9 protein-coding genes and 1 pseudogene are annotated in these 12,591 nt (G+C 72.8%); 7 read left to right on the top strand and 3 right to left on the bottom strand.

Going from position 1 to position 12,591, the window contains the following annotated elements; genetic code table 11:
• Positions 1-43 precede the first annotated feature (43 nt).
• The 4 genes from AB8A24_RS00875 (at position 44) to AB8A24_RS00860 (ending at position 5,942) form a co-directional block, all read left to right on the top strand.
• Complete coding sequence (locus AB8A24_RS00875) at positions 44-1,231, top strand: D-alanyl-D-alanine carboxypeptidase family protein (protein ID WP_369474230.1); 1,188 nt, start codon at positions 44-46, stop codon at positions 1,229-1,231.
• A 113-nt stretch (positions 1,232-1,344) separates the two neighbouring features.
• On the top strand, positions 1,345-2,142 hold the full coding sequence (locus AB8A24_RS00870; RefSeq protein WP_369474229.1) for a VOC family protein: 798 nt from the start codon (positions 1,345-1,347) through the stop codon (positions 2,140-2,142).
• A 194-nt stretch (positions 2,143-2,336) separates the two neighbouring features.
• The gene (locus AB8A24_RS00865; protein WP_369474227.1) at positions 2,337-3,419 is read left to right on the top strand and encodes a PP2C family protein-serine/threonine phosphatase; all 1,083 of its coding nucleotides are present in this window, start codon (positions 2,337-2,339) and stop codon (positions 3,417-3,419) included.
• Between the two features lie 39 nt (positions 3,420-3,458).
• Positions 3,459-5,942 (top strand): SpoIIE family protein phosphatase, encoded by a 2,484-nt coding sequence (locus AB8A24_RS00860; protein ID WP_328960314.1) that lies wholly within the window; start codon positions 3,459-3,461, stop codon positions 5,940-5,942.
• Between the two features lie 40 nt (positions 5,943-5,982).
• Here AB8A24_RS00860 and AB8A24_RS00855 read toward each other — a convergent pair whose 3' ends face one another.
• The 3 genes and pseudogenes from AB8A24_RS00855 to AB8A24_RS00845 all read right to left on the bottom strand — a co-directional run bounded on the left by AB8A24_RS00855 (position 5,983) and on the right by AB8A24_RS00845 (position 9,476).
• Positions 5,983-7,113: a bifunctional 2-methylcitrate synthase/citrate synthase gene (locus tag AB8A24_RS00855; RefSeq protein WP_369474310.1), complete on the bottom strand. Its 1,131-nt coding sequence runs from the start codon at positions 7,111-7,113 to the stop codon at positions 5,983-5,985.
• A 24-nt stretch (positions 7,114-7,137) separates the two neighbouring features.
• Positions 7,138-7,956: pseudogene (gene prpB, locus AB8A24_RS00850) on the bottom strand (methylisocitrate lyase); the annotation flags it as partial.
• On the bottom strand, positions 7,956-9,476 hold the full coding sequence (locus AB8A24_RS00845; RefSeq protein WP_328960317.1) for an MmgE/PrpD family protein: 1,521 nt from the start codon (positions 9,474-9,476) through the stop codon (positions 7,956-7,958). The pseudogene prpB and the gene AB8A24_RS00845, both read right to left, overlap by 1 nt.
• A 185-nt stretch (positions 9,477-9,661) precedes the next feature.
• Here AB8A24_RS00845 and AB8A24_RS00840 point away from each other — a divergent pair, with 185 nt between their 5' ends.
• From AB8A24_RS00840 to tsaD, 3 genes are all read left to right on the top strand, one after another.
• Positions 9,662-11,098 carry a short-chain fatty acyl-CoA regulator family protein gene (locus AB8A24_RS00840; RefSeq protein WP_369474224.1) on the top strand — a complete coding sequence of 479 codons (1,437 nt, stop codon included), beginning with the start codon at positions 9,662-9,664 and terminating at the stop codon, positions 11,096-11,098.
• 67 nt (positions 11,099-11,165) lie between these two features.
• Positions 11,166-11,411, top strand: a complete 246-nt coding sequence (locus tag AB8A24_RS00835) for a hypothetical protein (protein ID WP_369474223.1) — start codon at positions 11,166-11,168, stop codon at positions 11,409-11,411.
• Positions 11,412-11,517: 106 nt separating this feature from the next.
• Positions 11,518-12,591: a tRNA (adenosine(37)-N6)-threonylcarbamoyltransferase complex transferase subunit TsaD gene (gene tsaD / locus AB8A24_RS00830; protein WP_328960320.1), complete on the top strand. Its 1,074-nt coding sequence runs from the start codon at positions 11,518-11,520 to the stop codon at positions 12,589-12,591.

The raw sequence follows: 12,591 nt of genomic DNA, 5'->3' as shown, positions 1-12,591 counted from the left end.
ACGCCTCGCTGCGCGCGACCCGCTGCATTTCTACGCTGGATGAATGAGCATCAGATCCTCAGGGCGCAGAACCGGCGCGGGCGCGGCAGCTCTGGCCATCGGCGCGTCGGCCCTCCTCGTGCCGACGGCCGCGGGCACCACGCACGCCGAGCCGCTGCCGCCCCGACCCGCCTCGTCCGTCGACGCTTCGCTGTTGCACCGGCCCGGGACCCATGTCCGGGCGCGGCAGGGGGCGCCCGCGCTGCCGGACGACGTGTCCGCCCTGTCGTGGCTGGTGGCGGACGTCGGTACGGGTGCGGTGCTCGCGGCCCACGACGCACACCGCCGGCTGCCCCCGGCCAGCACCCTCAAGACCCTCTTCGCCCTCACCGCACTGCCCCACCTGCCCGGATCGGGCCGGCACACGGTCACCGACGCCGAGCTGGACGAGGTACCGGAGGGGAGCAGCACGGTCGGTCTCACCGCCGATCACACCTACCGGGTGGCCGACCTGTGGCGGGGCGTCTTCCTCAGCTCGGGCAACGACGCCGTGCACGTTCTGGCCGCGATGAACGGCGGCTGGGACGTCACGTCGGCGCAGATGCAGGCCAAGGCCCCCGCCCTGGGCGCGCGGGACACGACCGTGGTCTCCCCGGACGGCTTCGACGCGGAGGGCCAGGCCTCCTCGGCCTACGATCTCGCCGTCTTCGGCCGTACGGGTCTCGCCGACCCCGCCTTCGCCGAGTACGCGGCGACCGCCGACGCCCAATTCCCCGGCGGCACCCACACCGACGGCAGTCCCACCTGGACGTACGGGATCGAGAACACCAACCGGCTGGTGACCGGTCAGGACGGGCTGGGCCGGTATCCGGGGATCATCGGTGTCAAGAACGGCTACACCTCCCAGGCGGGTTTCACGCTGATCGCGGCCGCCCGTCGGGACGGCCGTACCCTGCTGGCGACGGTGATGAACCCGCAGCGGGGCGGTGCGAACGCCGTGTACGAGGAGGCGCGGTCCCTGCTGGACTGGGGATTCGCCGCGGCGGGACATGTGGACCCGGTCGGATCACTGGCTCCCCCGGCGTCGCCGCCCGCGGCACCGCCCGCCGCCGTCGTCGCCGCCGGCGCCGTCACGCCGGACCGGCTCCATGTGGGTGCCCCGATGCTCTACGGCTTGTCGGCCGCGTTCCTCGCGGCGGTGACGGCCCTGGCCGGGACAGCGGTCCTGCGCAGGCGCCGCACCGGGCCGTGACAGCGCGCGTCCTGGTCGCCGGCCGAGGGCGGCGCCCGCGCGCACGGTCGACGCGCGAGGGGCAGGGTCCGGTGCCAGGCTGAGGCGGTACCGGACCCGCGAAAGGCCACCCCATGATCACCACTGACTTCGTCCCCGGCTCCCCCTGCTGGCTCGACCTCGGCGTGCCCGACGTCCGCGCGGCCGCGGCTTTCTACGGCGCCGTGCTCGGCTGGGACTACGAGTCCATGGGCGAGGGCGAGGACGTGGAAGGCGGGATGTTCCGGAAGGACGGAAAGGTCGTCGCCGGGCTCGGCAAGCTCACCGAGGAGGGCGCCCGCCCGGCCTGGATGATCTATCACAGCGTCACCGACGCGGACACCACCACCCAGGCGGTGGAACGCGCGGGCGGCACCGTTCGGGTGGCTCCGCGGGACCTCGACGAGTGGGGCCGGATGGCGCAGTACAGCGACCCCCTGGGGGGACAGTTCGCCGTCTGGCAGCCGGGCAGGAACAAGGGCGTCGAGCTGGTGGACGCGCCGGGCTCGCTGTGCTGGACCGAGCTGTACACGACGGACGCCGCCGCCGCGAAGGAGTTCTACGGCGGCGTCTTCGGCTGGCGGTTCAGCGACATGGCGCTGCCCGGCGGCGGCGGCACGTACGCCCTCATCACTCCCGCCGGACTTCCCGAGGAGCGGATGCACGGTGGCCTCATGGAGCTCCCGGCGGAGCACCTGGCCCTCGCGCACGGGCGGCCGTACTGGCATCCCGTCTTCGCCGTCGGCGACTGCGATGCCGCGGTCGCCGCGGTCACCGAGAACGGCGGGAGTGTGCAGATGGGTCCGCAGGACGCGGAAGGCGTCGGCCGGCTCGCCGTCTGCCTCGACCCGGCGAACGCCGACTTCGTGGTCCTCACACCGGTCCGTGGCTGAGCCCCCGGCGAGATCCGTCGCACTGCGCGAGCGGAGGCCTGCGGCCGGGGCCGGGGGTCCACGGGAGCGGTGGACCGGAGTGGCGGCCTCGGGTCCGGGCAAGGCAGTCTGTAGTCATGAGAGCGCCCTTGCGCTCGCCTCCTGGACCGCGAGCCGACGGCCACCACCAGGTCCTTTTCGTCTTGGCGGAGTGCGTGCCCTTCGCGATCGCCCTGCTGGTGCTCCTCGTCGAGTTCACGCCCCTGCACGTCCTGTACACCGGCCCCCTGTTGGTCGCGACACCCGCTCTGGCGGCCGTGACGATGGGCCCCAAGGGCACCCTCGCGGCGGCGGGGGTGGCCGTCGGTGTCAGCGTGACCACCGCCAGCTACAACAGTGCCTGGGGAACCCAGCAGGTCTACACGAACTTCCTCGCCCTGTTCCTGGTCTCGGTGGCGAGCTTCCTGACGAGCCGCTCCGCGCGCACCCGCACGGAGAACGAGCTCAACCAGGTCCGCCGGATCGCCACGGCCGCCCAGGAGGTCGTCCTGCGGCCGGTGCCGGACCGGCTGCACTCCGTACGGGCGGCCAGCATGTACCTGGCGGCCGAGACCGGCGCGCAGATCGGTGGCGATCTGTACGACGTGGTCCAGACCCGGTACGGGGTCCGGATGATCGTCGGGGACGTCCGGGGCAAGGGACTGCCCGCGGTCCGGGCCGCCGCGATCGTGCTGGGCGCGTTCCGGGAGGCCGTGCACTACGAGGCCGACCTGGTGGAGGTCGTCGACCGGTGCGGAGCGGCCCTGCACCGGGACGCCGCCGTGTCGGGTGCGGCCGGTGGTGCGGAAGCCCTCGTGGAGGGGTTCGTCACCGCGCTCGTGGCCCAGATCCCCGACGGCCGGCACATCGAGATGATCAACCGGGGCCATCCGCCCGCGCTGCTGCTGCACGACGGAGCCGTCCGGTCCCTGATGCCCACCGCCCCCCTGCCGCCGCTCGGGCTCGAGGAATTTCTCGGCGGTCCTCCCGGGCGGACGGACCGCTATCCGTTCGTACCCGGGGATCGGCTGCTGTTGTACACCGACGGTGTCATCGAGGCCCGCGACGGGGACAAGACCTTCTTCGACCTGGCCGAGGCCATGGTGACCATGCACGACCACACCCGGGAGGCGTTCTTGAAGGGCCTGCACCAGGCATTGCTGCGCCACACCCGGAACCGCCTGGCCGACGACGTGGCGGTCGTCCTCGTCGACCGGTGCCAGGACGAGGAGCCACGGCCGACCGGAGGGCCGACGTAGTACCCGTGGACTCGCCCGGACGGTCCAGGACGCGACAGCATGGAGAGAGGCCGGTCGGCGAGATGCCCTCGGCAGGAGGTGATACGCACAGTGACCAGCCATCGCTTCTCCTTCTGCGGGGCCGAGCTCGCCGCTGTCTACGTGATCGCCGACCAGGGCAGGGAACTCCATCTGGCCGAGCTGACCGGTAACCGCGGCGTCCTCTACGGGCTGCCGGCGATCCTCGCCGTGGCCGGCCATTCGCCCGCCGCCAATGCCTTCCGCTCCGGCCGCCCGCTGTGGCTGGCGCCCAAGGAACTCGCCACGTTCATCGAGGAGGACCCCCACCACTTCCCCACCCGGGTGGGGAACAGTGCCCCCAACTCACCGGCCCGGATCTCGCTGGGCGCGCTGCCCCTGGGATACGACGACATGGAGCTCGGGTGCCTGGTCGTCGCCGGGCAGGCCGGGGACGGCGGCTTCAGCGCCGACGACCGCAGCCTGCTGGAGCTGTACGCCGACCAGGTGGCCACGGGACTCGAATCGGTCGCCGCCCGCTTCGCCGGCCGCAAGGCCCCGCAGTCCCATCTGGGCCAGTCGCTGGTGCCCGACCAGGGCGGCGCGTTCATCCTGGAACTGAGCACCGGTCGTATGCAGGCCCACACCCATGTGCTGGAGCTGCTCGGTCTGCCCCCCGATCAGTTCGACGGGCAGGTGGAGACCGTGCTCGCCTGTGCCGTTCCCGACGACATGCCCGCGCTGATGGCGATCGTGGAGCCGAACCGGCTGGCCGCCGCCGGACAGCAGCTGGCGTTCCGGATCCGCCGGCCGAACGGCGAGCTGCGTTGGCTGGGGCTGCGTTGCCGCGTCGAGGTGGACTCCGAGGGCACCCCGCAGCGTGTCCTGGGCGTGGTGGCCGATGCCACGTATCTGCGCCCCAGCGCCGACGAGGTCTCCCTCGTGCAGCGGCTGTCGGCGACCCTGGCGGGAGCGGCGACCGTCCGGGAGGTCAGCCGGCTGGCGGTCGCCGCCCTGCGCGAGCCGCTGGGCGCCTCCCGGGTCGCCGTCGGCGAACTGGAGCCGGAGCGGCTCATCGTCACCTCCCTCGATCCGCCGGAGCCCGATGCCTGGCCCGAGGTCTGGCGCTCGGAGTGGCGGTCGGAGTGGCCCGACGTCGCACGGAGCGGCCTGCCCACCCTGCAGAGCGCCCTGCGCGGGGGGCATCTGAGCCTGTGGCCGCCGGGGGCGGATCTGGAACCCGGACTGCTGGGCGTCGGGCCCGGTGGTCTCGCGGTGCTGCCGCTGCCCGCCGACGGCCGGATGGTCGGGGTGTGTCTGGTGGGGTGGGACGCGGAGCACCGGTTCGGTCCGGAGGAGCGGTCGCTGCTGACCGCGGCCGCGGGGCTGGTCGGGCAGGCGCTGGTGCGCGCCCACGCGCTGGACGCGGGCCACGAACTCGCCACCATGCTCCAGCGCAGTCTGCTGCCCCGTAAGCTCCCGGAGCTGCCGGGCGGGATCGCTGTCGCCCGCTACCTGCCCGCGACCGCCGGACTCGAGGTCGGCGGCGACTGGTACGACGTCATTCCGCTTCGCGACGGTCATGTGGCCTTCGTGATCGGGGACGTCCAGGGGCACAGCGCGGGAGCCGCCACCATCATGGGCCAGATGCGTACGGCGGTCAGGGCCTACGCGGTGGAGGGCCACCCGCCCGATGTGGTGGTCGCGCGGGCCAACCGGCTGCTCGTCGGGATGGAGACCGACCTCTTCGCCACCTGTGGGTACGTGGACCTGGACATGGAGGAGGGCATCGCCAGGATCGTCCGGGCCGGCCATCTGCCGCCGATCCTGCGTCATCCCGACGGCGTCGCCGAGGAGGTCGCGGTCGAGGGCGGGCCTCCCCTGGGGGTGCTCGCGGAAGCCGAATTCCCCATGACCGAGGTGGGGCTGGCCCCCGGCACCCTGCTCGTGCTGCTGACGGACGGCATGGTCGAGTCCGCGAGGCTACCGCTGGACGAGGGCATGCGACGGGTGTGCGACGTGGTCGCGGCGGCCGACCCGGTCGATGTCGGAGCGGTCGCCGACGAGTTGGTCGGCGGTGTGGGCCGGCGCGACGACGACGTGGCGTTGCTGTTGCTGCGCTACGACGGCCAGGGCGACCGGCCGAGACGGAGCCACTGGACGGTGTGGCGGCTGCCCGACGCGGTCCTGCACGCGCGCCGCTTCACGGCGCGCACCCTGCGGTCCTGGGGAGTGGTGGACCAGCTCGACGAAGCCCTGCTGGTCGTGTCCGAGCTGGTCACCAATGCCATCGCGCACACGCAGGGCGAGGTGGGGATGGATCTGACCCTGTCGGCGGACCGGCTGCGGATCGCCGTGAACGACGCGTCGCCGCGCAGCCCCGTCAAGCCGCTCTGGGTGAGCTGGGAGTCGACCGGTGGCCGCGGGCTCCTCATCGTCGACGCGGTGACGGCGGCCTGGGGCTCGGTGCCGCTCAGTGGCGGCAAGCAGGTGTGGGCCGAGATCCCCTGGCGCCGCGACGCCTGACGCGGTGCCGCGGACGGCCCAGGGGGTGGTGTCCGGCCGATCAGGCCGGGAGGCGGCGGGTGGCGGGGCCGGTGTAGGAGCCGAGGGGGCGGATCAGGGCGTTGTGCTCCAGTTGTTCGGTGATGTGGGCCGTCCAGCCGGTGATCCGGCTCATCACGAAGAGCGGGGTGAAGGCCGGGATGTCGAACCCCATCAGGTGGTACGCCAGCCCGGCGGGGTAGTCGAGGTTCGGGTGGATGCCCGTGCGACTGATCATGGCGTGCCGGAGCGCGGCGTGCAGGGTGGCGAGCCGGGTCGTGTCGGGGTCGGCGGCCCGGGCGACGAGGCGGTCGGTGGCCTCCTGCATGATCGGTACGCGGGAGTCGCCGTTCCGGTAGACGCGGTGCCCGAAGCCCATGATCTTCCTGCGGGCGGCCAGCGCCTCGTCCAGCCACTCCCCGGCCCGCTCCGGGTCGCCGATCTCGCCGAGCATGTGCATCACGGCCTCGTTGGCGCCGCCGTGGAGCGGACCCTTGAGGGCGCCGATGGCCGCGGTGACCGCGCTGTAGAGGTCGGAGAGGGTGGAGGTGACCACCCGCGCGGTGAAGGTCGAGGCGTTGAAGCTGTGCTCCGCGTACAGGATGAGCGAGATCTCGAAGCACCGGACGACCTCAGGGGCCGGCACTTCGCCGAAGCACATCCGGAAGAAGTTCTCGGCGTATCCGAGCGACGGGTCGGGCTGGACGGCGGCGAGCCCGTGCCGTCGGCGGTGGTCCGCCGCGACCACGACCGGCAATTTCGCGAGCAGTGCGAGGGATTTGGTGCGGTTGGCCTCGGCGCTTCCGTCGTCCTCGGTGGGGTCCTGCGAGCCGAAGACACTGACGGCGGTGCGCAGGACGTCCATCGGGTGGCAGGTCTCGGGCAGCCGGGCGAGCAGTTCGGTGGTGGTCCGGTCCAGGGGGCGCAGGGCGCGCTCGCGGGCCTGGAACTCGCGCAGTTGGTCCGCGTCCGGGAGTTCGCCGTACCACAGGAGGTACGCGACCTCCTCGAAGGAGCGGCGGGCGGCCAGGTCCTGGACCGGGTAGCCCCGGTAGGTGAGGGAGTTGGTCTCCTCGATGACGGTGGAGATGGCGGTGGTGTCGACGACGACGCCGGTGAGACCGCGGTGGATCTCGGGCGTGGTGACGGTCATGGGTGGCCTCCGGTGCGGGTCGGGGCGGGTGTGCATGCGGGGCAGCAGTGACTCCTGGGTGCCCTCGGCGGCGAGGGTGCGCAGGCCGTCCTCGACGGCGCCCATGGCGAGGCGGAAGAGGGTGACGGGGTACAGGGCGATGTTGTAGCCGAGGTTCTCCAGGGTGCGTGCGTCGAGCAGGCGGCTCTTGCCGAATTCCGTCATGTTCGCGAGGAGGGGGACGTCGACCGCCTTGCGGAACGCCTCGAACTCGGCTTCGTCCGCGAGGGCTTCGGGAAAGACGGCGTCGGCGCCCGCGTCCACGTACGCCTTGGCGCGGTCGATCGCGGCGGCGAGGCCTTCGACGGCCCGGGCGTCCGTGCGGGCCATGAGGAGGAAGTCGGGATCGCGGCGGGCGTCGACGGCGGCACGGAGCCGACGACCCATCTCCTCGCGCGGTACGACGCCCTTGCCGTCGAGGTGGCCGCACCGCTTCGGGTCGACCTGGTCCTCCAGATGGAGGCCGGCGAGCCCCGCGTCCTCCATGAGCTGGACGGTACGGGCGGCGTTCATCGGTTCGCCGAAGCCGGTGTCGGCGTCTACGAGGGCGGGCAGGTCCGTGACGCGGGTGAACTGCTGGGCGCGGGCGGCGATCTCGGTGGAGGTGGTCAGGCCGATGTCGGGCAGGCCCAGGTCGGCGGCGAGCACGGCCCCCGAGAGGTACACGGCGTCGAACCCCGCCTCCTGGACGAGCTTGGCCGAGTACGGGTTGATCGCGCCCGGGATCCTGAGCAGCCGTCCGGACGCGAGCTGTTCGCAGAGCGATCGGCGACGGGACGCGGGGGTGGTGCGGGTGTGGAGCATCAGAACAGGCCCTTCGGGAGGCGCGCGTCGGCGGTGGCGACGGCGTCGGTGTCGACGGCGGGGAAGAGATCGGCCAGGTCGGCGGTGCCCAGCTCCGCCAGCCGGTCCGCGGCCCGCAGGAAGTGCTCCTGGGCCGCGCCGCTGACGATCCCCTCGGTCAGCGTGCGGAACTTGGCGGTGTAGCCGGACCGGTCGAACGGGCGGGCTCCGGCGGGGTGCGCGTCGGCGACGGCGAGCTGGTCCTCGACGACGGTGCCGTCCTCGAAGGTGATCACGGCACGGCCGCCGAAGGCCCGGCGGGACGGGTCCGGGTCGTGGTAGCGCCGGGTCCATTCGGGGTCCTCGACGGTGGAGATCTTCCGCCACAGCTCGACCGTGGCGGGCCGCCGGGCGCGCTCGGGGGCGTACGAGCGCTCGTGGTGCCAGCCGCCGTCCTCCAGTGCGACGGCGAAGATGTAGGGCACCGAGTGGTCGAGGGTCTCGCGGCCGGCGGCCGGATCGTACTTCTGCGGGTCGCCGGAGCCGGAGCCGATGACGTGGTGGGTGTGGTGGCTGGTGTGCAGGACGATCGAGCGGACCTTCGCCAGGGGGCCGGCCTTCTCGCGCAGCGTGCGGGCGAGATCGATGATCGCCTGAGCCTGGTACTCGGCGGAGTGCTCCTTGGTGTAGGTGTCGAGGATCCCGCGGCGCGGCTCGCCGGGCCCGGGAAGTGACACGGTGTACGAGGCGTCCGGGCCGTCGAGCATCCAGGCGAGGAAGCCGTCCTCCCCCTCGTAGATCGGCGAGGGGGACCCCTCGCCGCGCATGGCCCGGTCCACCGCTTCCACGGCGGCCTTGCCGGCGAAGGCCGGCGCGAACGCCTTCCAGCTGGAGATCTCGCCCTTGCGCGACTGCCGGGTCGAGGTGGTGGTGTGCACCGCCTGCTGCACCGCCTGGTACACGACGTCGGTGTCCAGTCGCAGCATCGCTCCGATGCCGCAGGCGGTCGCGGCGCCGAGGTGGGTGACGTGGTCGATGCGGTGCGCGTGCAGGCAGATGCCCTTCACCAGGGCGACGTGGATCTCGTAGGCGGCGACGATGCCGCGCAGCAGGTCGGCGCCGGAGCGCCCGGTGTGCTGGGCCACGGCCAGCAGGGGTGGGATGTTGTCCCCGGGGTGGGAGTAGTCGGCGGCGAGGTAGGTGTCGTGGAAGTCCAGCTCTCGCACCGCCGTGCCGTTGGCCCAGGCCGCCCATTCCGGGGACACGCGGGTCCCGGCGGCGACGCCGAAGACCGACGCGCCGGACGAGGTCGGGTGGCCGAGCGCCTGGGCCCGGGCGACGGCGACCGGGCGGCGGCGCAGGGCGGCGACGGCGACGGCGGCGTTGTCGATGATCCGGTCGACCGCCGTCACGGCGGCCTCGGGGTCGAGGTCCGGTGCGTCCTGGGTGCCGGTGGCCACGGCCGCCAGCTTCCAGGCGAGCTGCTCCTCGCGGGGCAGGCGGTCGGCGCTGGGACGGACATGTACCTGATGGTCGATCACGGGACTCCTCGCGGCGTGCGGCGGATGCGTGTTCCGAGGACGAGTCTTCCCCTCCGCGAGGGCCGGTGCGAGGAGTCCACGCTGCGTAATCCGTCCCTGCCGAGGCTGCGAATCTGCGAATTCTGCGAAAGGTGCGGATGCTAATTTCACAGCCGAGGAGATGCTGAGAGGAGCACGGGATCCCCATGGGACGGCCTGCCGGACGGAAGATCTACGCGCACGCGAAACTGCGCAGGCTGCGCCGTGAGCGGGGCATGAACCAGGTCGAACTGGCCCGCGCCCTGGGCCTGTCCACCAGCTACCTCAACCAGATCGAACACAGTCGGCGGCCGCTGACCGCTCCGGTGCTGCTGCGGATCGCCGAGGTCTTCGGCGTCGATCCGGAGTTCTTCTCCGAGGCCGGCGAGGAACGTCTGGCCACCGATCTGCGGGCGGCGCTCCTGGACGAGGCGTGCGGAACCCCGGTCCCGGTCCCGCAGGAGGAGATAGCCGACGTGGCCCGCGACCACCCGGAGGTGGCCCGGGCCCTCGTCGCCCTCCACCAGCGCTACCGGGACGTCTCGGAGCGGGTCGTCGCCCTGGCCTCCCCCGAGGACACCGCCGGCCTGTTGCCCGCCGAACCCCACGACGAGGTGAGGGACTTCTTCTACGCCCACCACAACCACTTCGCCGCCCTGGAAGCGCAGGCCGAGCGGACCGCCGAAGCACTCGGCCTCGGCCGGGTCGGCCGCGCCGCGGAGGCGCTGACGGGCCACCTCTGGACCCGGCACGGCATCAAGGTGCTCCAGGCGGGCCCGGAACGCTCCGCCGACGCGCGGCGCTTCGACGCCGACAGCGGCGTGCTCCTGCTCTCCCCCTGGCTCGGCGAAGGACAGCGCGCCTTCCAACTGGCCACGCAGCTCGCGCTGCTGGAGCACGGCCCGCTGCTGACCGGAGCGGTCGACGCGGCCGACCTGTCCTCGCCGCAGGCGCGCGGCCTCGCCCGGATCGGACTCGCCAACTACTTCGCGGGCGCGCTCCTCATGCCGTACGCCCTCTTCCACTCGGCGGCCGAGCGACTCCGCTACGACATCGAGCTGTTGCAGGCCCGCTTCGGTGTCGGCTTCGAGACCGTCTGCCACCGCCTGTCCACCCTCCAGCGCACCGGGAACCGCGGAGTCCCCTTCTCCTTCCTGCGGGCCGACCGCGCGGGCAACATCTCCAAGCGTCAGTCCGCCACCGACTTCCACTTCTCCCGACTCGGCGGCACCTGCCCGCTCTGGACCGTCTACGAGGCCTTCTCCTCCCCCGGCCGCATCCTCACCCAGGTGGCCGAGATGCCCGACGGCAAGAAGTACTTCTGGCTCGCCCGCACGGTCACGCGCGGCGGCTTCGGCCACCACGCGCCCCGGGCCGACTTCGCCGTCGCCCTGGGCTGCGAGCTGCGGCACGCCCCGCGCCTGGTCTACGCGGAGGGCATCGCCCTGCACGACCCGCGCGCCACCACCCCCATCGGGCTGGGCTGTCGGATCTGCGAACGGCAGGACTGCGCCCAGCGGGCCCGTCCGCCGGCCGGCGGAATCCTCGCCGTGGACCCCGACCTGCGCACCCACGTTCCGTACCCGGTGATCGCGGACCGCTGACCGCTGACCGGCAAGACACCCCCTAGGCTCGGAGGATGCGCATCGTCTCCCGGACGTACTCCTGGTCATGCCCTGCGGGTTCGCCCCGGAACGCACCCTGCGCGAGCGGGACCTGCTGACCGCGCTGCCGGGCTGGCAGGAGCTGCCCGCGGTGCGCGCGGGTGAGGTGTGGGTGCTGGACGGGCCCGCCTACTTCAACCGCCCGGGCCCCCGCGTCGTACGCGGTGCGGAGGTACTGGCGCACGTCCTGCACGGGGTCGGGGCGGGCGCCCCGGTGAACCCGGCGGAGGCCTTCCGGCTCACCCACGGCTGACGGTGGTCCGCTTCCGGCTCGGCACACGCTCCTGGCGGGTCCACACCCTTCCCTTGTTGCATATAGTTTGCAGTTGCGGAATATGCACATCAGAGGGTGGAGAGCAGTGAGCGGACCAGTGGTGCTGGGGATCGAGTCGTCCTGCGACGAGACCGGCGCGGGAATCGTGCGGGACGGCGAGCTGCTCGCGCACGTGGTGGCGTCGAGCATGGAGGAGCACGCCCGCTTCGGCGGCGTGGTCCCGGAGATCGCGGCCCGCGCGCACCTGCACTCCTTCAACCCGGTCGTCCGACAGGCCCTCGACCAGGCCGGACTTAGGATGAGCCGGATCGACGCGGTCGCCGTCACCACCGGGCCCGGCCTGTCGGGCGCGCTGCAGGTGGGCCTGGCCGGGGCGAAGACGCTGGCGTACGCGGCCGGGGTGCCCCTGTACGGCGTGCATCACCTGGCCGGGCACGTGGCCGCCGACACCTTGGAGCACGGTCCGCTGCCCCGGCCGTGCGTGGTGCTGATCGTCTCCGGCGGCCACACCTCGCTGCTGCTCGTACGCGATCTGGTGCGCGAGCCGATCCTGCACCTCGGGGACACCCTCGACGACGCGGCGGGCGAGTGCTTCGACAAGGTCGCCCGGATCCTGGGCCTGCCCTATCCGGGCGGGCCGGCCATCGACCGGGCCGCCCGCGACGGCGACCCGAAGGCCGTGACCTTCCCGCGCCCGCTCACCCGGCCCGGGGACGACCCGTACGCCTTCTCCTTCTCCGGCCTGAAGACGGCCGCGGCCCGCTGGGCCGAGAGGCACCGCCAACTCGGTCAGGAGCCGCCGGTCGCCGACGGAGCGGCCGCCCTGCAGGAGGCCGTGGCGGACGTACTGACCCGCAAGGCCCTCGCGGCCTGCCGCGACCACGACGTCAAGACGCTGATCGTGGTCGGCGGCGTCGCGGCGAACTCGCGGGTCAGGGCGCTCGCGGAACGGCGATGCGCGTCCGCGGGCATCGAACTGCGCGTGCCGCCCCTGACCTTGTGCACGGACAACGGCGCCATGATCGCGGCCGTCGGCGACCTGCTGGTCCGCTCCGGAGCCGAGCCGGCCCCGCTGAACGTGTCCGTCGACCCGTCCGCACCCCTGGAGTACGCCTCCTTGACCCCGCTCCCCGCCCCGCCGGTCACCGTCTCCGCGTGA

This window comes from Streptomyces sp. BF23-19, assembly GCF_041106355.1.
Classification (GTDB): Bacteria; Actinomycetota; Actinomycetes; order Streptomycetales; family Streptomycetaceae; genus Streptomyces; species Streptomyces virginiae_A.
Note: the sequence above shows the minus strand (reverse complement) of the source record. Positions and strands in the feature narration are given on the sequence as shown.